The organism is Gilliamella sp. ESL0443 (assembly GCF_019469165.1).
GTDB classification, from domain to species: Bacteria; Pseudomonadota; Gammaproteobacteria; order Enterobacterales; family Orbaceae; genus Gilliamella; species Gilliamella apicola_E.
The window spans coordinates 958,217-982,092 of sequence record NZ_CP048263.1 but is presented as its reverse complement, the minus strand read 5'-3'; the positions used below and the strand labels follow the sequence as shown (position 1 = coordinate 982,092).

Below are 23,876 nucleotides of genomic sequence, written 5' to 3'. Positions count from 1 at the left end.
ATAAAAGCCGAGATAACTCGGCTCTTATAAAGCTATTAAAGTGCAGCTTTTGCCTTTTCAACTAATGCAGCGAACGCATTTTTATCAAATACTGCAATATCTGCAAGGATCTTACGATCGATTTCAATTGAAGCTTTCTTTAAACCGTTGATGAAACGACTATAAGAAAGACCACATTGACGAGCAGCAGCATTGATACGTACAATCCATAATTGACGGAATTGACGTTTACGTTGACGACGGTCACGATAAGCATATTGTCCTGCTTTAATTACTGCTTGGAAAGCAACACGATATACACGTGAACGAGCACCATAATACCCTTTTGCTTGTTTTAAAATTTTCTTGTGACGTGCACGAGCAATAACACCACGTTTAACACGAGCCATAAACTATATCCTCTAAAAAATTAATCAATAATTAAGCGTATGGAACACACGCCACTACTAAACCTAAATCGCCTTTTGACACAGTAGTCAAACCACGTAAATGACGTTTACGCTTAGTTGATTTTTTAGTTAGGATATGGCTCTTGTTAGCTTGTTTATGCTTAAAGCCACCAGAAGCTGTTTTTTTAAAGCGCTTTGCTGCGCCTCTTACAGTTTTAATTTTAGGCATTTTATAAATTTCCACTTCGCATTGTTAATAAAAATAAAATAATGGTGTAATTTTTAGAAACTAAAAATTAACTTGAAAAACCATTACTTTTTCTTCGGCGCTAACACCATAATCATTTGACGACCTTCAATCTTAGTGGGATAAGATTCAATAACCGCCAAATCAGCTAAGTCTTCTTTAATGCGGTCAAGCATTTCAATACCTAACTGTTGGTGAGCCATTTCACGTCCACGAAAACGCAACGTAACTTTGGCTTTATCGCCATCTTCAAGAAAGCGTATCAGGCTGCGGAGTTTTACCTGATAGTCGCCTTCGTCTGTACCAGGTCGGAATTTAATTTCCTTAACCTGAACAACCTTTTGCTTCTTCTTCTGTTCTTTTGTTGCTTTACTCTTTTCATAGAGGAATTTGCCATAATCCATAATTCGACAAACAGGTGGCTCTGCATTAGGACTTATTTCAACTAAATCCAACGTTGCTTCTTCAGCTTGTTTTAAAGCTTCATCTAAGCTAACAATACCGAGCTGTTCACCATCGACGCCGGTTAACCTCACCTCGCGAGCTGTAATCTCATCGTTAATTTTGTGCGCGCGTGTTGACTGAATTCGCTTACTGACTTTAATATCTCATTCCTCCAAAGTAATTTATCATTAATTCATCTGTTCTAATGAACGACTATGAATTTCATTAAGCAATAATTCTATAACATGTTTCACTTCAAAGCTACCAAGATCTTTACCTTGGCGTGTTCTAACTGAAATTGTTCCTGATTCCATTTCTTTGTCTCCACAAACAAACATATAAGGAACACGTTTTAGAGTATGCTCACGAATTTTAAACCCTATTTTCTCATTTCTCAAGTCTGCTTTTGCTCTAATACCAACTTTTTGTAATTGGCTGGTTAATTGTTTCGCATAATCAGCTTGATTATCGGTAATATTGATAACGGCAACTTGTAATGGTGCTAACCATGTTGGGAAGAATCCTGCACAATCTTCAGTCAAAATTCCCATAAAACGTTCCATCGAACCTAAAATCGCTCGGTGAATCATAACTGGAACATGACGTTCATTATCTTCACCTACATAAGTTGCATCTAATCTTTCTGGTAACATAAAGTCTAGCTGGACTGTACCACATTGCCATGCACGACCTAAGCAATCATGAAGCGTAAATTCAATTTTTGGCCCATAAAATGCACCTTCACCAGGTAAATACTCAAATTCAATACCATTTTCAGTTAAACACTCTGCTAAATCTTTCTCTGCTAAGTCCCAAGTTTCATCTTTACCAATACGTTTTTCAGGACGAGTTGATAATTTAACAGTAATGTCTTTGAAACCAAATGTGCTATACATGTCATAAACCATTTTGATACAGTTATTAACTTCACTGCGGATTTGGTTCTCAGTACAAAAGATATGTGCATCATCTTGAGTAAAACCACGAACACGCATTAAACCATGTAATGAGCCTGACGGTTCGTTTCGGTGACAACTACCAAACTCAGCCATTCTTAGTGGTAAATCACGATAAGATTTTAAACCTTGATTGAAAATTTGAACATGCCCTGGGCAGTTCATCGGTTTAATACAGTATTCACGATTTTCAGATGAAGTAACAAACATCAACTCTTTATAGTTACCCCAGTGACCTGTTTTTTCCCATAAAACCCGATCCATCATAAATGGACCTTTCACTTCTTGATAATCGTATTCTTTTAGTTTAGTGCGAACAAAAACCTCAAGTTCACGGAAAATAATCCAACCATCGTTATGCCAAAACACCATACCAGGTGCTTCTTCCTGCATATGATACAAATCTAGCTGTTTACCAATTTTACGATGGTCTCGCTTAGCTGCTTCTTCTAAAAATTGTAAGTAACTATCAAGTTGTTTTTTATCAGCCCATGCTGTGCCATAAATACGTTGTAACATTTTATTATCACTATTACCCCGCCAATATGCTCCAGCAATTTTTTGCAATTTAAAATGATGGCAAAAACGCATATTTGGCACATGTGGCCCGCGGCACATGTCAATATATTCTTCATGGTGATAAAGTGCAGGAGTAGAATCTTTTGGAATATTTTCATCTAAAATAGCAATTTTATATGGTTCATGACGCTCCCAGAATACTTCTCTAGCACGTTCCCAACTTACTACTTCTTTTATAACATCATAATCTTTCTTAGCCAATTCATGCATACGCTTTTCTAGAGCGTCAAGATCTTCCTGAGTTAGAGAGTGATCTAAATCGACATCGTAATAAAAGCCGTTATCAATCGTTGGACCAATTGCCATTTGCGTATTTGGCCAAAGTTGTTTAATTGCATGTCCTAACAAATGAGCGCAAGAGTGACGAATTATTTCAAGCCCATCTTCATCTTTTGATGTAATAATAGATAAAGTTGAATCTTGCTCAATTAAATCACAAGCATCTTTACGTTCACCATTTACTCGCCCAGCAATACATGCTTTGGCAAGACCAGCTCCAATACTTTGAGCAACTTCTAAAACAGTAACAGGCTTATCAAATTGACGTTGACTTCCGTCAGGAAGAGTAATAATTGGCATAATAAATCCTTATAACAGTGGTGCGCCACACGAAAGCGCACATGCGTACATAAAAAATAGTTGTGTATACTACCACTTATCTTAAGGATTTTAAATAGAATACCGAGGGTTTATCACAGATTTTATTATAATAATTTAATAACACTTAATTAGTCATAATTAATTATAAATAGCTGAAATGAAACATAGCCAGCAAAAAAATATTATATATAATAATATAATGTATTAAGATAAATATGTTTAACTACATAATATATAAAGGAATATGAGAGTAATGCATACAAAATATTTTATCGCTATTTTATCTTTATTAACTTTAATTGTATGCCTATCTTATCGTAATAGTGATGTTGCATAATCTAATACAGATATTGCTAATAAAACCTTAGGGATTCAATGGGGAGATTGCATTGAATCAGATGTTCAACAAGTAAGTATGAAACGTACCGGTTTTTGCCCTATTGATATTATTACTATCAATTATTCAGCACATCAATATAATGGAAAAGCAATTTCAGAAGTTATGTTGAATAATGGCACAATTGGTATGGCTTTCCTTGATGATCGTGGCAAAAAATGGCCATTAACTAAACAAAATAACAACGTTAAGTTACAAGGTAAAGTAGGACAAAGTTACCGATTATTCTATCGTAATTACTCTTCTAATACCTATGAAATTGTAGCAACTATTGATGGATTAGACGTTATTAATGGTAAAGCTGGTTCATTATCAAACAATGGCTATATTTTAAGACCATATGACACACTTGTGATTGAAGGCTTCCGTAAAAGCAATAATGAAGTAGCCGCTTTCACTTTTTCTGACAGCTCTAATGCTTATGCTAATCATAATAGTGAAGGTTCAGCAACAAATATAGGTGTAATAGGCACGGCAATATTTCAGTTAGAAGATAATAGTAGAAACTATCAAAAATTAAGTCCAAATGCTTTTCCTGCTGATAATGGTAATTATGCCAAACCTCCGGTTTATTAATTTATAATTAATCATCTTTCCGTCAGCATTGTTGACGGAATAGATCTAATACATTTTACGTAAAGTATCTTTTTGAATTAAGTAAAAAGACAAATTATATTTTTAAAAATAATTCTCTACTTTTAAATGGTTTTGCACCAACATAAGGTTTTAACGCCATCCTTGTAAAACGTTTTGCCGCTTTAAGTGTATCGATATTGTGAAATTGCCTTTTCCCTAAAGCTAAGACTTCTTCGCCAGTGAAAGCGGTGGTATTTTGTAACAAACTACAAATGAAACCTTTTTCTGAAACATACTGATAGTGCATTGATTCAACAATATTCTCCCCTGTTGCACTGCAATGGAAAAAATCAACGTGATAGCCCAAATTTTCAAGTAAGGCCAATTCAAATGCTCGTAACACGTTTTCAGCAGGAACTTGTTGGGCTAATTGTTGTATACTTGCTAGATAATCATCAAACAAAGTAGTTATTTCGGTTTCGGCGACTAAAACACGGTGTAATAGTTCATTTAAATAAAAGGCGCTATATAAATAAACAGAAACAAGAGGTAAAGTAAGGGAAACAGCCTCAACTTGACGTAAAGTTTTTATTTCTCCATGACCTGAATATTGAACAATTAGTGGAGTAAAAGGTTGTAAAATACCTTTTAATGCAGAGCGTTTACGCCTAGCACCTTTTGCTAAAATGGTTACTTTCCCAACATTTTCAACGAATAAATCGACTAGCAAACTGCTTTCACTGTATGTTCTGGTATGTAATACAAATGCTCTTCGCCAATTTTCCATCTAATCTGCCCATCAATTAAATTATTACTTTTTTTGATCAATAATAGAGATTGCTTAAAATTTGAGTGATTTTATACAATTTTAACCTGAAATATTCTTAAAAATCCTATATAATAGATAACTATATATGGGATAACTAAAAGAGTAGCTATGGAACTATTTTCAACAATATTACTAATAGTATTAATTGTATCACTTTCTGGTGTCATTATAAAAATGTTACCAATACAGATCCCATTGCCTCTAATGCAGATACTACTAGGTAGTATTCTTGCCGCATTAGGTATTTATTTAGAGTTTAACTCAGACCTATTTCTTGTACTGTTCATTCCTCCTTTACTATTTGCTGATGGACGTAAAACTTCTGTAAAAGATTTTGTCCATAATGTACGAGAAATTGTAGGGCTAGCCTTGGTTCTAGTGGTTATATCAATTGTTGCTCTGGGTTACTTACTACATTGGATGCTACCAGATATTTCAATGCCAGCCGTATTTGCATTAGCAGCAGTATTATCACCTACCGATGCCGTCGCACTTAGTGGTATTGTCGGTAAAGGACGAATTGAAAAAGAGAAGATGGAAATCATTGAAGGTGAAGCCTTAATGAATGACGCTTCTGGCCTTGTTTCCTTAAAATTTGCACTTGCAATTGCAGCGGGTGCATTTGAATTCAACTTATTACAAATCAGTATATCCTTCTTCGTGGTTGCTTTAGGTGGATTAGCTGTTGGGGTGATATTCACTTGGTTATATGCTCGTATTTTGCGTAAAATAAACCAACTAACAAACAATGATCCCGCAATCCAAATCGTACTATTATTCTTACTACCATTTGCCGCTTATATCATTGCTGAAGAATGTCACTGTTCCGGTATTTTAGCTGCAGTAAGTGCTGGTATGACAGTTAACCACTCAGGAATGATGCGTAATGCCCCTTTAACAACTCGCTTACAATCTGATAGTGCATGGTCAATGTTAACGTTCGTATTCAATGGATTTGTTTTTGTTCTATTAGGTATTCAGCTTCCAAGTATTTTAAAAAATACATTTGCTGAAAACCAAACCGATGCATCAATTGAATTATGGCAACTATGCTTAATTGTATTGTTCGTTTTTATAGTATTAATGGGTACTCGATTTGCTTGGCTTTGGGCTATGAAAAAAATGCCAACAATGCCATTTGGCACAAAGCGTCCATTAGCATTTAATTCATATACCACACGTGATTTATGGATATCTACTTTTGCTGGTGTCCGCGGAGCGATAACACTAGCCGGTGTATTATCTATTCCAATAACCATTGCAGGCAGATATCAACTCGTATTTATTGCTGCTGGTATTATATTAGTATCATTAATATCCGCTATTATCATGTTACCAATTTTATTACGTGGTAGCGTGATCTTGGATAACTCTGAACAAGACAACGAAATATTAACCGTAAAAGGACAAATGGCTGAAGAAGCTATCGTTAGTCTTGAAAAAATGCAAACTAGCCTTTTACAAGAAACGTCTGAAGAAGGCCTAGATCAAGAAATTATCCACGAAGTTGGTTCACGTGTTATAGGTTCATTAAGACGTCGAACTGGCTTAAAAGATTTAGAACAAAAAGCTCTTGAAGCTGAAAATCTAGAAAGACGTATGCGTTTAGTTGCAATTGGGGCGGAGCGCACCGCATTACTTCAAATGAAAGTTCGTGATGAAGTTAGTGAAGAAGTTTTCGAGCATCTAAATACTGATTTAGATATTTATGAGAAGATGATCTCTGGAGATGCGTAAATGATTGGCAATAAACACCAATTTCTAGGAAGAATTCATTCACAATTTGTCGATAAAGCGCCACAAATGTTGGGTATGACATTACAATGTATACCCTTTAGCGTAAAAAAAAGAGCTATTGAACAATTATTACAATTGCAATTCAAACATTCACTTGAAGATGGCGAGCTAGATTTTTTAGAAAATCGTTGGCTCAAAATCCAAGTTGTCGATCTTCAATTAGTCTGGTTTGTCAGCTTAATTGATAACAAACTTGTGGTTAGCCGCGAAGAAATACCTGATGTAAGCTTCATCGGCAATGCCAATGACTTAATAATGATAGCAACTAGACGGCAAGATCCTGATACATTATTCTTCCAACGTCGACTCATTGTTGAAGGCGATACTGAATTAGGTCTCTATGTAAAAAACTTAATGGACTCGATTGAAATCGAAGCTATGCCAAGGTTCTTAAGATTAACTCTCGAAAAGCTAGCTGATATCATCGAAAGCGCACCCAAAGACTAAAAATTCTATTAAATAACTTCAAGAAAGGGAATTGATAATTCCCTTTTTAATAACTTAAAGAACTTTCCGTTTATACTTAAAATTCATTTTAAAATTTAATTAGTTAATGCAAATAAACGTATTTTTATTGGATGGCTATCATTTAATAAATTATTATAGAAACTAACGTTGGAAAAAATTCATTCAACGTAAATATTACCTTCCTACCCTATCTCTTACACATATGATTCATAACGTAATTATGAAGGAGAGAGCCACATATGAATAATATAAAAAAAACGCTACTATTTTTTATTTTTCTCGTTTTCGCATCGCAAGGATATTGTTCCGAGTTCTATAACCGAAAAGAAGGTGATTATATTATTGAAAAATTTAAATTTAATGATGGTAATACAATTCAAAATTTAAAAACTCATTATGTCACTATCGGCGACCCTAAAGGAAAGCCAGTATTAGTTTTACATGGCACAACTGGCAATGGAGATTCAATGCTTAATGACAGTTTTGGTCATGCCTTATTCGATAAAGGAATGCCGTTGGATGCTGAAAAATATTTCATAATATTGCCTGACGCTATTGGTACAGGTCAATCTTCGAAACCCTCTGACGGTTTGAAAGGAAACTTTCCTCATTATGATTATACCGACATGGTTAATGCTCAATACATACTTTTGAAAAAAGGTTTAAATATAGATCATCTTGAACTTATTATTGGTAACTCGATGGGTGGAATGAATACATGGCAATGGGTAACTATGTATCCTAATTACATGAAAGCAGCAATTGCAATGGCAGCAACCCCTGCGCCAATGTCTAGTCGAAATTGGATAATGAGAAAGATGATCATTAATTCAATTAAAGACGATCCTGATTGGAATAATGGCTTTTATAGCAAACAACCTGAAAAATTCCAAACTGTTTATAATTACTACGATATCGCGACTAACGGAGGTGATATTGCCTGGCAAAATAACGCTTATAACACCCAGAAAACAGAAGAAATATTAGCAAATAAGTTAAAAGAACGAACAACAATGGACGCGAATGATTTTTTATATCAATGGGATGCAGCCAGAAACTTTGATCCAACAAAAGAGCTAACAAAAATTAAAGCATTTATGTTAGTTATCAATTCAGAAGATGATGAAAGAAACCCACCAAACACAGGTTTAATGGAAAAAGCGCTTAAGGATGTTGTTGCTGCTAAATATTATCTAATTCCAGCAAGTGATAAGACCCGAGGCCATGGTACAACCATGAATGCTGAATTATGGATAGAAGAGTTAAAAATATTTCTAAAAGAACTCGATAATTATTACTAATTTAGGAGGATTAGAAAAGTGAATATATTATTATATTCACTTTTTTATTTGAGCTTATCTTCCAATAATTTTATTTTATCCCACATTACTCTCATTAAATCTGATATAATATAAAATATATAACTATCGATATTTAGTTAATATTTTTCAATATCAGACTTAAATATCATCCTAAAACCGATAAACAAAACAGCTTGATTTAATAAATTAAAATACAAAAAATTATAAAATAATGAAAAATAATTCACAGCAGATAACCTTTTATTTTCACGATTATGAAACTTTTGGCATAAATCCAGCTTTAGATCGCCCTGCTCAGTTTGCTGGTGTTCGAACTGACAGTGATTTTAATATTATTGAAGAACCTTTAGTCATCTATTGTCAAATAGCCCAAGATTATCTTCCCAATCCTGAAGCTGTGCTAATAACTGGAATAACACCACAAAAAGCAAATCAACAAGGTATATGTGAAGCCGAATTCACCAAACAAATACATGAAGCATTTAGCCAACCTAACACGTGTATCTTAGGCTATAATAATATTCGTTTTGATGATGAAGTGACTCGCAACATCTTATACCGTAACTTTTATGACCCTTATGCTTATAGTTGGCGAAACGGTAATTCAAGATGGGACCTACTAGATGTCGTCCGAGCTTGTTATGCATTAAGACCGGAAGGGATTAATTGGCCAATAAATGAATCTGGTTTCCCTAGTTTTCGATTAGAAGATCTCACTAAAGCTAATAATATTGAACATGAACACGCGCATGATGCTATGTCTGATGTTTACGCCACCATTGCAATGGCAAAACTAATTAAGCAAGTACAACCAAAGTTATTCAATTATTTCTTCACACTACGTAATAAAAACAAAGTCGTCGAGCTTATCGATATTGCCAACATGACACCAATAATTCACGTTTCTGGCATGTTAGGTAGTTATCGCGGTAACATGTCATTAGTTAGCCCTATTGCATGGCACGCAAATCAAAAAAATGCAGTGATTGTTTGTGATCTTACTGGAGATATCGATTCACTGATTAATTTACCAGTCGAAACTATTCGAGAGAAACTCTACACTAAAACTGAAGATCTTGATGTTGATGAACAACGTGTCCCATTAAAACTAATTCATATTAACAAATGCCCAATCATTGCGCCATTGAGCACACTATTACCCGATAATGCAAAGCGTTTCGATCTTGATAAACAGAAATGCTTAGAAAATCAACAAAAACTACTGGAACATCAAAGTTTATTACAAAGTAAAATGCGTGAACTATTTGGCATGGATAATGAATACTCAAATAACAATAGTGATGTCGATGCACAAATATATGCTGGCTTTTTAAATGGAAATGATTTAATAAATTGTGAAACGATTCGAACGACTCCGCCCCAATTATTAGATAGTTTATCGTTAACTTTTGACGATCCAAGATTAGCAAAATTACTGTTTCGCTATAAAGCGAGAAACTATCCAGAAACGTTAACTGATCAAGAGTTACGAATCTGGCAAGATCACTGTCGAGACAAACTAGATATAACTAAAGTTCAAGACTACCTACAAACCCTTGAACAACTTGCTGAGATTTATATACAAAAACCTGAAAAGCTAGCATTATTAAAACAACTCTATCAATATTGTCATTATTTAGTTGGATAATTAAATATTACGGGCGTATCATATACGCCTGTTTAAAGTACAATGCCATCTCTTACTATAGAATTGGTAATCATAATTTAAGTTTTAAACAATTAGCATTTAATTTATGAAACACTTTTTAGCCAAACATGCAACCATTAAGCATCGACTTTATTCTTTATACTACACACTATTTAGCTACGGTCGAGGCTTGATTATCCTGACCATTTGCTTATGGGCAGGAAATGTCGTATCTGCAATCTTACCAATCATGATCCCTGGAAGTATTATTGGTTTATTGATTTTGTTCATTTTATTAACTTTTCAATTAATACCAACGTGTTGGATAAAAAATAGTTGTAATCTTTTCATGCGATACATGACGGTGCTCTTTATTCCTGCGGCGATGGGGATAATGGATAATTATTCATTACTCTTAGATAATTGGATACCGATAATTTTTGCTAGTGTTGGTGGTTCAGTTATTGTCTTATATTTAACCGCTTTTTTAACTGAACATCTGCATAAAAAAGTCGTTAAAACCTCCGATAATAGGGAGAACCAATCATGATATGGATGCTACCATTAACCGTTTTGGTATTTTTAATTATTAGAAGAATCTCATTTAAAATTAAAAATCCGTTATTTAACCCATTAGTCATTTCGGTTATTGTATTAATCCCTATTTTATTAATAACAAATACCGAGTATGTTGAATATGTTAAAAACGTAAAAATTATTAACGATCTACTTCCTTACTCTGTCGTTGCTTTGGCTTATCCTTTATATGAACTCATTCCACAAATAAAAGCCCGTTGGAAGTCAATCATGATTATCACCTTCACTGCCTCCATAGCGTCTATGGTAACCGGTGTGTTTATTGCATTATGGTTAGGGGGTAGTAAAGAAATTGCTGCATCAGTATTACCTAAATCAGTGACAACAGCCATCGCGGTCACCATCGCTGGTAATGAGGGTGGCGTTCAATCAATCGCTGCATTATGCGTAATACTTGTTGGAACACTAGGTGGTATTTTCGGTCATCAATTACTGAACGTTGCTAGAATAAAAACACCTTCAGCAAGAGGATTATCAATTGGTGCAGTATCTCATGCTGTAGGTACAGCGCGTTGTATTGAAGTCAATTATAACGAAGGGGCTTATAGCTCCCTATCTCTAGTTTTATGTGGTATTATGACCTCATTAACAGCACCATTTTTATTCCCAATAATGGTATTTATTTTTGATTGGTTTTAGTATGAAGTTAAAAAAACTTATTGCTTATTTTATTGCTTTTTTTTCATTACTACTTGCCTTAGTAATTGGACTCGACTTTTGGATAAGCTATAAGACAGCACCTTACATTTATCACGATGAAAACAAACTTCCCTACCGAACAATTGGTGTTGTATTAGGAACATCTAAATATGTAAAAAATGGCGGAATCAATGGTTTTTATCGCAGTCGAATAGATGGTGCGATTGATCTCTATTGGCAAGGTAAAGTTGATTATTTATTGCTAAGTGGAGACAATGCACAATTAAATTATAACGAACCAATAATGATGCAGAAAGATCTCATAAAAGCAGGCATCCCAAAAGATGCCATTGTGTTAGATTTTGCTGGATTTAGAACCTTCGATTCAATTGTTCGTGCAAATAAAGTCTTTGACGCAGATGAATTTACTATTATTACTCAAGAATTCCATTGTGAACGAGCAATGTTTATTGCGTTAGCGCAAGGTATTCAAGCTCAATGTTTTGCTGTCCCTGCGCCCAAAAGCATGAAGTTAGTTCGAATCAGAGAGATGTTTGCACGAGTAAGTGCTTTTGTTGATCTTTACATCCTGAACAAAGAACCTAAATTTCTTGGTCCTACCATCCCAATCATTAATAATCAAAATTAATAACATTATATAAATCTAAAAAAAGTTGAGGAACGGGGTTTTTGAACTAAGTATATGGTCATATATCTCACATTATTATTTAATCTTCATGTTTTTTATAATTCTAAGTACTGATAATTATACAAACAACTTGATACAACACTAAAATAACGACAATAAAAAAAGTTGAGGAGCCGAGTTTTTAGCTTAAAAATCAAGCTAAAGTATCGTTGTCTAATAATTTAGATTGCATTTTTATGCAAAAAAAAGTAATATTTAGTCAATTAAAATTTAAATAGTTTATCTAATACTAATGAATATCGAATTAAACCATATTAACTGTTTTTATGGTAAACATCAGGCATTAAATGATGTCTCTTTATGTTACCCTTTAGGTGAAACAATTGTTTTACTTGGTCAGAGCGGTGCAGGTAAAAGTTCTTTACTGAAAGTGTTTAACTTACTTGAAATACCAACGTCTGGTGAAATGACAATTGCGGATTCACATTTTGATTTTTCAAAAAAGATAAGTGAATCAACTATTCGAACTTTACGCAAAAATGTTGGCATGGTTTTTCAAAATTACAACTTATGGCCACATTTAACTGTTTTAGAGAACTTAATTGAAGCCCCTTGCCAAGTTTTAAAACTATCGAAAAAAGAAGCAAGTGAAAAAGCCATGTCAATTTTGGCTCGCTTACAAATTGATGAAATGGCCCATCGTTACCCTCTTCACCTTTCAGGTGGTCAACAGCAACGAGTGGCTATTGCGAGAGCCTTAATGATGGAACCTAAAATTTTGCTATTTGATGAGCCAACAGCAGCTTTAGATCCTGCAATCACATCTCAAATTGCAGAAATCATTAATGAACTGTCACAGACAGGAATTACACAGATTATTGTTACGCATGAAGTCGATTTTGCTCGTAAAGTTGCTTCACAAGTGATTTACATGGAACATGGTAAGATTGTTGAACAAGGTCAAATTGAGTGTTTTGCTCATCCAAAAACTGAAGAGTTCAAAGCTTATCTATCGCATTAATATTAATAAAAATCTGATTGGGTGGATATATGAAAAAAACATTACTAGCTATTATACTTGCAGGATCTGCATTTGCAGCTCAAGCAACTGAAACGTTAACCATTGGTACCGAAGCGACTTATGCACCTTTCGAATTTACTAATGATAAAAACGAAATCATCGGTTTTGATATTGACGTCATGAATAAACTTTGTGATGAAATGAAAGTAACTTGTAACATTGTAAATCAATCATTTGATGGATTAATTCCTAGTTTAAAAACTCGTCGAATCGATGCGGCTATTGCTGGTATAGATGTTACGCCTGAACGTCAAAAGCAAGTTGCATTTACTAAAATCTATTATGATGATAGCTCAATCCAATTTGTTACATTAAAAGATTCCTTAACAAGTCTTGATCAGCTAAAAGGTAAGAAAGTTGGTATTCAAAAAGGTACAACTTATTTAAAATATTTAAATGAAAAATATCCTGATGTTAAAGCAGTAAGCTATGATAGCTACCAATTTGCTTTCTTAGATTTAAAAGCTAAACGTATTGATGCTATTGTTTCAAGCTCTTTTGTTGCTGGTGAATGGTTAGGTAAAGATGCTGATATCGTTGCTTTAGGCGATAAAATTACCGATCATGAATTTTTTGGTGAAGGTTTAGGTATTGCTTTACGTCAAGGCAATGATCAATTACTTGAACAATTTAATCAAGCAATCGATAAACTAAAAGCAAATGGCGAATTAGATGCTATTTATAAAAAATGGTTTAGTAAATAATTATTAATAACAAAATCAGTTCTTATTTATCTCGCCGCATATTCTGCGGCGAGTTTATTTTTTAAATTTAACTACGGTTCTTTTATGTCAGAATTTTTTGCACACGGTATAGACTTGTTACTCTCTTCTATGGATGGGTATATTTTGCCGCTTACGAAAGCTACCGCGATTACGTTATCATTAGCATTTGTATCGTTAGTCGTTGGAATGTTTTTTGCATTCATTTTTACTATTTTAGAATCAGTACCATTCAAACCCGTTGCATGGCTAATGTCGCTATTCAATTTAACCATTCGAGCTTTACCCGAATTATTAATTGTGGTTGCGATTTATACTGGTTTACCACTGCTATTGATGGCATTAGATGATGGCTTTACCGTTCCTCTCGGCTTTACATCGTTTACCGTAAAAATGAGTATTCATAATACCCAACCAGACCCATTTTTATGCGGTGTTTTTGCTTTATCATTACTCTACGCTGTTTATGCCTCACAAACGTTACGCGGTGCATTTAAAGCGATTTCAAGCGGACAAAAACAAGCAGCTCAAGTTTTAGGATTAAGCAAATCTCGAACTTTCTTTCGTATTATCATGCCACAAATGTGGCGACACGCATTACCCGGTTTAAGCAACCAGTGGTTAATCTTATTAAAAGATACTGCCCTTGTTTCAGCAATCGCGATAGATGATTTAATGATGCAAACCAAAACAATAGTTGCTCGAACCAATCAGCCTTTTTTATGGTACTTTGTTGCGATGATTATTTATTTAGTGATATCAGTTTTTAGTCAAAAAGTTATTTCACGTATTGAAAAACGTGCAACCCATTTTGAACCATCAGCCAATAGTCAGTAAGGTCATTTTATGTCTGATAATTTTATTTTTTATTTAAAAATCATTCTTCAAGGTCTACCTGATACATTAAGTCTAAGTATATTTGGTATATTATCGGCTGGGATTTTGGCTATTGTTTTTTCTTGTCTTTTATCGCTAAATTCTAAGGTTTTAACTAAAACAATTCGGACTTATATCATTATTTTTACTGGCTCACCATTATTGGTACAGCTATTTTTAATCTACTATGGACCGTCACAATTTGGTGAATATTTAAGTAAATTTCCTGCTTTTTATGATTTTATTTCTTCACCTTGGTTCTGTGCTTATTTAGCTTTAACGCTTAATAGTGCCGCTTATACTACACAAATATTTTATGGTGCATTAAAATCTGTTCCGCAAGGACAGTGGCAAGCATGTAGTGCTTTAGGCATGAACAAAAGACAAACTCTTAAAATTGTCATGCCATATGCATTAAAACGTGCTCTTTCTACTTATTCTAACGAAGTCGTTTTTGTGGTAAAAGGTACAGCCTTAGCGTCGATGATTCCTGTTATGGATTTAATGGGATATAGTAATGCATTAAATGGTGAATACTATGACTTCTCAATTTTTATGGTTGCAGGGCTCATTTACCTCTTGATAAATGGTATTTTAAGCACCATTATGAGGATAATAGAGAAAAAAGCCCTCACCTTTGAAAACTAATATGAACCAATTTGATACAGCATCTTTTCTAAAAACAGTCCCACATAAACCAGGTATCTATCAAATGTTTAATGATAAAGATACCATTATTTATGTGGGAAAAGCGAAAGATCTCAATAATCGCTTAAAAAGCTATTTCAATAGCAGTAAAAAAACGATCAAAACCGATCGATTGGTAAGTCATATTCATCGAGTTGAATTTACCATCACCAATACAGAGACTGAAGCATTATTACTCGAACAAACTTATATCAAAAAATATCAACCCAAATACAATGTATTGCTCAAAGATGATAAAAGCTACCCGTTTATCAAATTAAGTAAAGAAAGACATCCTCAATTGTCTTTGTATCGTGGTGCAATTAATCGAAAAAAAGATGAGTTTTTTGGCCCTTATCCGAGTGGATATGCGGTAAAACAAATTCTTGCCTTATTACAAAAAACATTTCCAATAAGACAATGCTTAAATAGCACTTATCGTAATCGAACTCGTCCTTGTTTACAGTACCAAATCAAACGCTGTTTAGGACCTTGTGTACCAGGTTTAGTTAGCGACGAAGATTATAATGAACAAGTGAATTATGTAAGGTTATTTCTCTCCGGACAATCAGATCAAATATTGCAAAAAATTACTGCGGATATGCAAAAAGCCAGTAGTGAACTTAATTTTGAAAAAGCAGCCGCATTACGAGATCAGCTACAAGCAATCAAACACATAAATGAAAAACAAGCTATCTATAACAATAATGATAATTTAGATGTGATTGGTTTCCATTACGAACTCGGCTTAGCTTGTATCTATGTACTCTTTATTCGAAATGGTCAAACATTTGGACATCGTTCTTATTTTCCAAAAGTGCCATCTAATACTGAACTAGAAGAAGTGATCGAGACATTTTTAGGACAATTTTATTTACAAGGAAATCAAAATAGAAATATTCCGAAGAAAATTCTTCTCAATTTTTCATTATCTGATAAGCAAGCAATGGAAGATACTTTATCTATTGTCGCTGAACATCAAGTAAAAATAGTTGATGAACCAAAAGGTGATAACCTTAAATTGTTAAATATTGCAACGGTTAATGCTCAAACCGAAGTTAAAAATAAGCTACTGGAAAACTCAACCATTAAACAACGATATGATGCACTAAAAGCGTTTTTGGGCATTGATAAAATCAACCGGATGGAATGTTTTGATATAAGCCATTTTATGGGTAAAAACACAATTGCATCTTGTGTCGTTTTTGATGATAAAGGACCAGTTAAATCAGAGTTTCGTCGCTACAATATAAATGGTATCACGCCTGGAGACGATTATGCAGCAATGGAACAAGTCTTAACCCGTCGTTATAGTAAGAAAGATCTTCCTGAAGATAAGATCCCAGACATCATCTTTATAGATGGAGGAAAAGGTCAACTTAACCAAGCGTTAAGGGTTTTTGATAATTTAGACGTAAACTGGGATAAAAACCACCCTATTTTAATTGGTGTTGCCAAAGGTGCTGAACGTAGAGAAGGATTAGAAACGCTCTTCTTTGAAGCTCATGGTAAGGGATATTATCTGGATTATAACTCACCCGCTTTATTACTTATTCAACAAATTCGAAATGCATCGCACGATCATGCAATTGTGGGTCAACGTAAAAAAGGTGTTAAACAGTTAACTGACAGCGCTTTAGAGCATATTGAAGGCGTTGGTGGAAAAAGACGGCAAGCTTTACTTAAGCATTTTGGTGGGCTTAGAGAGTTGAAAAATGCCAGTATAGATGAAATTGCACAAGTTCAAGGTATTTCAAAATCATTAGCTGAAAAAATTTATCTAAATTTACAGCAATAACACATTGAAAAATTAACATTTTTCAGGCAACATAATCAATGAGAAAACCCTGTTTTTTTAATTGTCGCTAACCATTTGATTAATAAAACAATATGAGCTAATGTCACATGAAAATTAACTTACCTACATTCTTAACATTATTTCGAGTAATACTGATTCCATTTTTTGTGTTGGCATTTTATTTAATCCCTCATGAATGGTCAGGCTTTTTTTCGGCATTAATTTTCCTAATAGCCGCAGTTACAGATGTTTTTGACGGTTACCTTGCCCGCCGATTAGGTCAAACGACTAAATTTGGTGCTTTTTTAGATCCTGTTGCCGACAAAATAATGGTAACAATCGCATTGGTTCTTATAACGCAATATTATCAGGCGTGGTGGATTTCTATTCCTGCAATAATTATCGTCTCTCGTGAACTTATTATCTCTGCATTACGAGAATGGATGGCTGAAATTGGCAAACGAGGTAATGTTGCAGTATCTTCAATTGGCAAAATTAAAACAATTGCTCAAATGACAGCATTAACTTGGTTGCTTTGGCGCCCTTGCGATCTTGTTATATATGCGGGGTTAGCTGCACTTTTTTTAGCTACAATTTTAACGTTATTATCCATGTTCCAATATTTATGGATAGCGCAAAGTGACTTATTAGATGAAGAATAATTTATCAAAAAGTCGATAACCGTTAATTTTAGTGTAATTTTGTCATCTCCTATAAGTTCACAAAATTACACTTATCAATCCCCAAAAAACCAATATTAAACCAACAATAAGCTAAACATTGAGCAATTAAACAATTAATCCAAAATTTCTGTTGACTGAAATCTCAAGATAGGTAAAATGCACTGCATTCAAAGCGGATTACCTTACGTAATAAGTTTTGAGCCCGGGTGGTGAAATCGGTAGACACAAGGGATTTAAAATCCCTCGGCCTTTTTGGCCGTGCGAGTTCAAGTCTCGCCCCGGGCACCATTTAAAACACTTCTCTTATGCGGGAATAGCTCAGTTGGTAGAGCGCAACCTTGCCAAGGTTGAGGTCGCGAGTTCGAACCTCGTTTCCCGCTCCAATATTGAATCAACTACAAACCATTGAAGCCCAAAAAGATCAAATTTTGATTAATGCCTAACTAGTTCTAAACTTGAATGAAATTTGAGAAATATACTTGTTTAAATACAATTAATTTATTAATGTTTATTGCAACTGAAATTATCACCGCAAGCTCAATCAGATTCTTCCCATACGAAATCAAATCCACGAGATGCTCGGGTGCCCCCCCCTATCTTTTATGAAGTTAATTCCTCATAAACAATGGCTACATAATAAAACACCAATTGTCTTAATTTCTTAAAACATTATTTCACTCAAATTTTGAAGTGTCGGTAGCACAAACACGGAGTCGATGACCATCAGGATCATTTCCTACAAATGTGTATCCGAAATCGAGCATTTGAGGTTCAAGTTCAATTTTGACGTTTAGTTCTTTCCATGTCGCATAAATCTCATCTACTTCATTTTTTGTTACATCACTAAATGACAGCTCAAATCCTCCATAATGATTAGGTGCCTTTGGTGTTATTTTATCGGCCTCTTGAAGTCCCAAAATAAAACCATTATTCAATAAAAATACAGCAAAACCAGGATAGGTTTTAACTGGTGGGTGCTCTAGTATTTTTGTGTAAAACTCTGTGCTAGCATCGACATCTTTGACATAAACAATAACGCTATTAGGTTTAAACATTTTTGCTTTCCTTTTAATGTGAAAATTGATTTACTTAATTTTAGTGATCAATATTATGATGTAGCATTAATGACAACTGTATGTCATATTTAAAATTCAATCTAAATTATTTTGCAAACATAAAGCATGAAAATTAATCGTATAATTACTACCATCATGGTATTGCTACAAAGAGAAAAAATAACTGGTAAAGAATTAGCAGAAAAATTAAATGTATCATTGCGTACTATTTACCGAGATATACAAGTTATAGAGGGAGCGGGAATACCCATTATTACCTATCAAGGAAGTGCCGGTGGAATAAGTATTTTAAAAAATTATAAAATTAGTAAAGGTCTATTCACTAAAGAAGATGTCATTGTTTTATTAAAAGGCCTCAACTTATTATCCTCACCGGTTTTAAAAGAAAGTGAAAATTTAAGAACACTCGAGAAAATAAAGAGTTTTTTATCAGAACAAGAACTTGATGAAGTGACAAATAACTTAAATCAACTTATTGTTGATTTATCGCCTTGGTTTTCTAAACAAAATATTGATAACAAAATATCTATTATAAGACTGGCACTGAAAGAGCAAATGCTTTTATCGTTTGATTATTTAAGTGTTAGGAATAAACAAGCCTCACGTTTAATTGAGCCATATAAACTTATTTTTAAGGAAAAAGAATGGTATTTACAAGCTTTTTGTCTAACTAAAAATGACTTTCGTGTATTTAAATTGTCAAAAATGTCAAATATTAGAAAAACAAACACTAAATTTATTAAACAGACAACGCCTGAAGCATTCTCTTTATTCCAAGCGGATATGAAAAAAAAGATTTTTAAAATAAAATTGCTAATAGATGAATCGCTTTTGGAACGTATTTTAGATTTTTGTGATGAAAAAGATATTAAGAAATTAAATGGACAACAGTATCTTGTAGATTTTAACTTTATTGATGATGACTACAGTTATGGCATTTTACTAAGCTTAGGTCATAAATGTATTTGTTTAGAGCCTGAGCATATACGTCAAAAACTCGTTGAACGAACGGAAAAATTAGTTAAATCTTACAAAGAAACTGTCAATCCATTTATGTCAAATTAGCCTCAATAACTAAAAATTTAAACATCTAATCTCCGGCTGGTTAACCATTTTACTTTTTGCGGATCTCGATGATCAAAAAATTGACTTGTATTTGTATCAAGCGCGGCTATTTGTTGCATATCTTTATCTGAAAGCTCAAAATCCCAGATATCTTGATTTTCAATTATACGCTCTTTACGCACAGATTTCGCCAAGCTTGCAATACCTCGTTGTGCTAACCAACGTAATACCACTTGCCCTATTGTTTTACCATATTTAACGGCAATTTGACCTAACACCGGATGGGTAAATAAACCATTTTTCCCTTCAGCAAACGGTGCCCAGGCTTGAGGAGCTATGCTCTCTTTTTGCATATAAGGCACGGCTTCAAGCTGTTGTTGGAATGGGTTAACTTCAATCTGATTTACGGCAGGAATAATGGAATGAAATGCAGTTAAATCAGCTAATCTATCAGGTTGAAAATTACTTACGCCAATAGCACGAGTTTTACCTGCTGAATAAAGCTCTTGCATTGCTTGCCAAGCACCATGAACATCACCATAAGGTTGATGAATTAAATATAAGTCAACATAGTCTAATTGCAAACGATTTAATGAACGTTCAAATTGAGCCTTAGCACCACTGTAATTGGCATCTTGCAACCATAACTTAGTCGTAATAAATAATTCTGCTCGATCAATCCCATGTGCACGAATAGCATTACCAACTTCAGTTTCATTTTGGTAACTTGCAGCTGTATCAATCAACCGATAGCTAGAATCAATTGCATCATGTACGGCTGTTTCACACTCTTTCTTATCGGTCATTTGAAAAACACCAAACCCTAAGATAGGCATTTCGATACCATTATTTAATGTTATTGTTTTTTTCATAGCTCATACCTCAGTTATTGTAGTTAGCCTATTATTAAACAGCTTACTACAATGATAAAGTAGGTAAAAAAACATGCACTAATGAAAAATTTTCATTAATTAGCTTAGTTTTTTTATTAAAATATCACGATATTCAAAATTGATGAAAAGCCCGATAAAGTCATTAAAAAAAGTCACGAGTAATTTCAATATCGAAAATTATTTAATTTGAGATATGTATGAAGCTAATATAATTCATATATCAATCAGCACTCACACCCCTCTTTTAATCGTTTAATGCTGATTCAATCGGATGTGGCGAAAAATTAACAATGATCATATTAGATCTTTTTGAAATGCTTATTATGTGTTTAACAACTCAGTGATTTTTATTGATGCCTTATTTATATAAGGCATCAATACTATTTTTTAATAGTTTAACCTGCAATACTTTTTAACTGTTTAAACTTATCAACTTAACGCTAGATAAGTATTAAAATTTATATGAAAAACTTGCTTTAAAGTTGCGTGCTAAACCATAAGTATTTTCACCTAAATATAGTCGATAATCTTTGTTAAAGATATTATCAACGGCCAGTTTAACTTCAGCTTTCGGTAAAAATGTTGGCTGCCAGGTTGCAAATAAATTATGTAATGAATAACCTGATGAACGACCTAAACCATACGCCCCAAGATCAGCAAGCCCATCATGGTTTCTATCTTCTGATCCTGTTCGATCTTGTTTTCTGACAAATTGAGCATTCCAACCTGCTCTTAAATTCCATTGAGGAATTTTAAAACCGGTAGTTAAAGTTGCTGTACGAGGTGAAATTGTCGCAACATAAGTTTTGTTATGCATCCATGGAGCTTGTGGCGCGGTGTCTCGCTCTCCTTTTTGAATTGAGTACGTTGCACTGGCAAACCAATATTTACTATCATAAAAAGTTTCTAGTTCAAATCCGTTTACCACTAACTTACCGGGCAGATTTCGATAATTAGATTGTCCAACTGGGCACAATCTACCGGGGCCACAAATGGAGCCATTAAAACCACGAGTAACAAAAATTTCGTTAGTAACACGCTGTCTAAATAATGTGCTTCGAACTTGTAATTTATCATCATTTAACATTAGATTATTGAAATCGAGGATATTTCCCAATCGGATTGATAAATCACGCTCTTTTTTCAAATTGCGACTGGTTGCAGAGATTTTACCACTACCGCCATTTTTAGGGGTGAATTGAACCTCATAAGTTTCATCAACAGTCGGCGCTTGCCATGCATAACTGATATCACCGAAAAATCCGATATTTTCTGTCGCTTGCCAATATGAACCGAGTCTTGGCGTCCAACCGGTATAGGTAACAGGCGCATAATTGTGTCCATAACGAGGATCGGGATCATTATAAGCTGATGCATAATTTTTCTTACCATGATTACGAACATAATCGTATCGAAGGCTTGGCGTTAAGACAAAATTGCTAATCGATAATTCATCTTGTAGATAAAAACTATAAGTTTGTTGTTTTCCCGAAGGCATATAAGCAGGTTGGAAATAACCATGATTATAATTTGTTTTTTTCTCGTAATTTTTGTAATACATCAAGGTATCACGATCATGCAAATGCACTTGCGCACCAATTTTTAGAAGATTATCAATTGGTCCTGTAGTAAAAATACTGTTATTTTCAAGCTCAACGGTTTTATCAGTGTAACTGACCCAACTCTCATTGCCCATGGTACCTAAAGAAGCAACCGGATTATATTTGGCCGGCCTCATATCATGTTGCTTTGTTTTTGAATATGTGGCACGTAAGGTAAAATCGACTAATGGATTATAAGTTGGTTGATAGTTCCATTTAAATTGCGCTGATTCATCTGTTTGATCACGTTTGACTAATTTTCGTAACCAAGCTGCTCTATATCCATATTTTTTAATTTGGGCAGCAGTTGGTGGCGTCATCTTTTCAACATATTTTGCTGCCCACGGCTGCCATGAATCTCGTTTTGAACGGATACCGGATATCGTGAAGGTATGCTCTTCATTGGGTCTAAAATTCAATTTCCCCATATAAGTGTCCATATCATCTTCTGAGAATTCAAATCGAGAACCATCCGGTCTTTTAAAATTGCCACTATCGCGGTTAGTGTAGTAAAACAGCCCATCAAACATATCATCTTTTGTTCTACCATAAACAGCACTTGTTACCATATTTTGATGATTATTTGAATGGAAACTATATTTAACCAAAGCGCCAACATATTTATCAGGATCGAGTAAATCAATCGCATCTTTAGTTTCCATTGTTACTACCCCACCAAAGCCACCATTACCAAATTTGACATCATGCGGGCCTTTATTCACTTCAACCCGTTTAAGTAATTCCGGCTCAACAAAAACTGAACCTTGTTGGTATTTTTGGAAACCTTTTTGCGCACCATCAACAATGATTTTTACATCTTCTACTTTACCAAATCCCCAAATATTTAATGTCTGTCCACCAGGTCTAACCGAACCGGCGGCGCTCACGCCTGGTAATGTATTGAGTAATTCGGCTACATTATCCGCTTGCTTTTGTTCTATCAAACCCGATGTAAGTGTTGATCGTCCGGCAATAACACTATTAATTTTTTTCAATTGATCTTGTGATCTTGCTATAACGGTAATCACATCATCAATATCTTCACTACTTACGTTATCTTTATTTCTTTTTATTTGTGATTCTTGTTCATCTTCTGGTGAAGTATTCTCGCCACTTGAAGGTTCCGCTTGAAGAGAAAAACTCATACAGAGCAATAATATACTTATTTTTTTATATCCCATACCTAGTTCCTTTTAAAAAGCATAGTTATTAAATAAACACGACTAAATTAATATTACCCACACAAATAGTAATGAT

22 protein-coding genes, 2 tRNA genes and 1 pseudogene are annotated in these 23,876 nt (G+C 34.1%); 17 read left to right on the top strand and 8 right to left on the bottom strand.

Features of this window, described 5'->3' with window-relative positions; genetic code table 11:
* Window positions 1-35 precede the first annotated feature (35 nt).
* The 4 genes from rplT to thrS form a co-directional block, all read right to left on the bottom strand.
* Window positions 36-389: a 50S ribosomal protein L20 gene (gene rplT / locus GYM76_RS04480; RefSeq protein WP_024496189.1), complete on the bottom strand. Its 354-nt coding sequence runs from the start codon at window positions 387-389 to the stop codon at window positions 36-38.
* 31 nt (window positions 390-420) lie between these two features.
* Window positions 421-618, bottom strand: a complete 198-nt coding sequence (gene rpmI, locus GYM76_RS04475; protein ID WP_034882133.1) for a 50S ribosomal protein L35 — start codon at window positions 616-618, stop codon at window positions 421-423.
* 83 nt (window positions 619-701) lie between these two features.
* Window positions 702-1,241, bottom strand: coding sequence for a translation initiation factor IF-3 (gene infC / locus GYM76_RS04470; protein ID WP_065562102.1), 540 nt, complete (start codon window positions 1,239-1,241; stop codon window positions 702-704).
* Window positions 1,242-1,268: 27 nt separating this feature from the next.
* Entirely contained in the window at window positions 1,269-3,194 is a 1,926-nt protein-coding gene (thrS, locus tag GYM76_RS04465) for a threonine--tRNA ligase (protein WP_220226037.1), read from the bottom strand.
* Between the two features lie 436 nt (window positions 3,195-3,630).
* On the opposite strand from thrS, the gene GYM76_RS04460 reads away from it, so the two are divergent.
* Window positions 3,631-4,188, top strand: a complete 558-nt coding sequence (locus tag GYM76_RS04460; RefSeq protein ID WP_220226036.1) for a hypothetical protein — start codon at window positions 3,631-3,633, stop codon at window positions 4,186-4,188.
* Window positions 4,189-4,282: 94 nt separating this feature from the next.
* Here GYM76_RS04460 and recO read toward each other — a convergent pair whose 3' ends face one another.
* A complete protein-coding gene (gene recO, locus GYM76_RS04455; RefSeq protein ID WP_220226035.1) occupies window positions 4,283-4,975 on the bottom strand; it encodes a DNA repair protein RecO in 693 nt (230 codons plus the stop codon).
* 150 nt (window positions 4,976-5,125) lie between these two features.
* Between recO and GYM76_RS04450 the strand changes: the two genes are divergently transcribed.
* From GYM76_RS04450 to GYM76_RS04380, 15 genes and pseudogenes are all read left to right on the top strand, one after another.
* Window positions 5,126-6,754, top strand: coding sequence for a Na+/H+ antiporter (locus GYM76_RS04450; protein WP_065562106.1), 1,629 nt, complete (start codon window positions 5,126-5,128; stop codon window positions 6,752-6,754).
* Window positions 6,755-7,261, top strand: a complete 507-nt coding sequence (locus tag GYM76_RS04445) for an SCP2 domain-containing protein (RefSeq protein WP_065562107.1) — start codon at window positions 6,755-6,757, stop codon at window positions 7,259-7,261.
* A gap of 260 nt (window positions 7,262-7,521) precedes the next feature.
* Complete coding sequence (locus GYM76_RS04440) at window positions 7,522-8,583, top strand: alpha/beta fold hydrolase (protein WP_220226034.1); 1,062 nt, start codon at window positions 7,522-7,524, stop codon at window positions 8,581-8,583.
* A gap of 232 nt (window positions 8,584-8,815) precedes the next feature.
* The gene (sbcB, locus tag GYM76_RS04435; RefSeq protein ID WP_220226033.1) at window positions 8,816-10,252 is read left to right on the top strand and encodes an exodeoxyribonuclease I; all 1,437 of its coding nucleotides are present in this window, start codon (window positions 8,816-8,818) and stop codon (window positions 10,250-10,252) included.
* A 106-nt stretch (window positions 10,253-10,358) separates the two neighbouring features.
* The gene (locus tag GYM76_RS04430; RefSeq protein WP_081303336.1) at window positions 10,359-10,802 is read left to right on the top strand and encodes a CidA/LrgA family protein; all 444 of its coding nucleotides are present in this window, start codon (window positions 10,359-10,361) and stop codon (window positions 10,800-10,802) included.
* Window positions 10,799-11,488 carry a CidB/LrgB family autolysis modulator gene (locus tag GYM76_RS04425; protein ID WP_220226032.1) on the top strand — a complete coding sequence of 230 codons (690 nt, stop codon included), beginning with the start codon at window positions 10,799-10,801 and terminating at the stop codon, window positions 11,486-11,488. The genes GYM76_RS04430 and GYM76_RS04425 overlap by 4 nt, the downstream gene beginning before the upstream one ends.
* A 1-nt stretch (window position 11,489) precedes the next feature.
* Window positions 11,490-12,119: pseudogene (locus GYM76_RS04420) on the top strand (ElyC/SanA/YdcF family protein); the annotation flags it as partial.
* A 310-nt stretch (window positions 12,120-12,429) separates the two neighbouring features.
* Window positions 12,430-13,158 (top strand): arginine ABC transporter ATP-binding protein ArtP, encoded by a 729-nt coding sequence (artP, locus tag GYM76_RS04415; RefSeq protein ID WP_220226030.1) that lies wholly within the window; start codon window positions 12,430-12,432, stop codon window positions 13,156-13,158.
* A 29-nt stretch (window positions 13,159-13,187) separates the two neighbouring features.
* Window positions 13,188-13,922, top strand: a complete 735-nt coding sequence (locus GYM76_RS04410; protein WP_065562113.1) for a transporter substrate-binding domain-containing protein — start codon at window positions 13,188-13,190, stop codon at window positions 13,920-13,922.
* Between the two features lie 129 nt (window positions 13,923-14,051).
* On the top strand, window positions 14,052-14,777 hold the full coding sequence (gene artQ, locus GYM76_RS04405) for an arginine ABC transporter permease ArtQ (RefSeq protein WP_370632613.1): 726 nt from the start codon (window positions 14,052-14,054) through the stop codon (window positions 14,775-14,777).
* A gap of 9 nt (window positions 14,778-14,786) precedes the next feature.
* A complete protein-coding gene (gene artM, locus GYM76_RS04400; RefSeq protein ID WP_220226028.1) occupies window positions 14,787-15,464 on the top strand; it encodes an arginine ABC transporter permease ArtM in 678 nt (225 codons plus the stop codon).
* 1 nt (window position 15,465) lies between these two features.
* On the top strand, window positions 15,466-17,301 hold the full coding sequence (gene uvrC, locus GYM76_RS04395; protein ID WP_220226027.1) for an excinuclease ABC subunit UvrC: 1,836 nt from the start codon (window positions 15,466-15,468) through the stop codon (window positions 17,299-17,301).
* Window positions 17,302-17,408: 107 nt separating this feature from the next.
* Window positions 17,409-17,963: a CDP-diacylglycerol--glycerol-3-phosphate 3-phosphatidyltransferase gene (gene pgsA, locus GYM76_RS04390; protein ID WP_065562116.1), complete on the top strand. Its 555-nt coding sequence runs from the start codon at window positions 17,409-17,411 to the stop codon at window positions 17,961-17,963.
* Between the two features lie 221 nt (window positions 17,964-18,184).
* Window positions 18,185-18,272 (top strand) — tRNA-Leu (locus tag GYM76_RS04385).
* A gap of 19 nt (window positions 18,273-18,291) precedes the next feature.
* Window positions 18,292-18,367: transfer RNA gene (locus tag GYM76_RS04380), tRNA-Gly, on the top strand.
* 291 nt (window positions 18,368-18,658) lie between these two features.
* Here GYM76_RS04380 and GYM76_RS04375 read toward each other — a convergent pair.
* Window positions 18,659-19,039, bottom strand: coding sequence for a VOC family protein (locus tag GYM76_RS04375; RefSeq protein ID WP_220226026.1), 381 nt, complete (start codon window positions 19,037-19,039; stop codon window positions 18,659-18,661).
* 126 nt (window positions 19,040-19,165) lie between these two features.
* Between GYM76_RS04375 and GYM76_RS04370 the strand changes: the two genes are divergently transcribed.
* Window positions 19,166-20,125 (top strand): YafY family protein, encoded by a 960-nt coding sequence (locus tag GYM76_RS04370; protein ID WP_220226025.1) that lies wholly within the window; start codon window positions 19,166-19,168, stop codon window positions 20,123-20,125.
* Window positions 20,126-20,142: 17 nt separating this feature from the next.
* Here the strand turns inward: GYM76_RS04370 and GYM76_RS04365 are convergent, their stop codons facing one another.
* Both GYM76_RS04365 and GYM76_RS04360 read right to left on the bottom strand, forming a co-directional pair.
* Window positions 20,143-20,997 carry an aldo/keto reductase gene (locus GYM76_RS04365; protein WP_220226024.1) on the bottom strand — a complete coding sequence of 285 codons (855 nt, stop codon included), beginning with the start codon at window positions 20,995-20,997 and terminating at the stop codon, window positions 20,143-20,145.
* A 472-nt stretch (window positions 20,998-21,469) separates the two neighbouring features.
* Window positions 21,470-23,800: a TonB-dependent hemoglobin/transferrin/lactoferrin family receptor gene (locus GYM76_RS04360; RefSeq protein WP_220226023.1), complete on the bottom strand. Its 2,331-nt coding sequence runs from the start codon at window positions 23,798-23,800 to the stop codon at window positions 21,470-21,472.
* Between the last annotated feature and the right edge of the window lie 76 nt (window positions 23,801-23,876).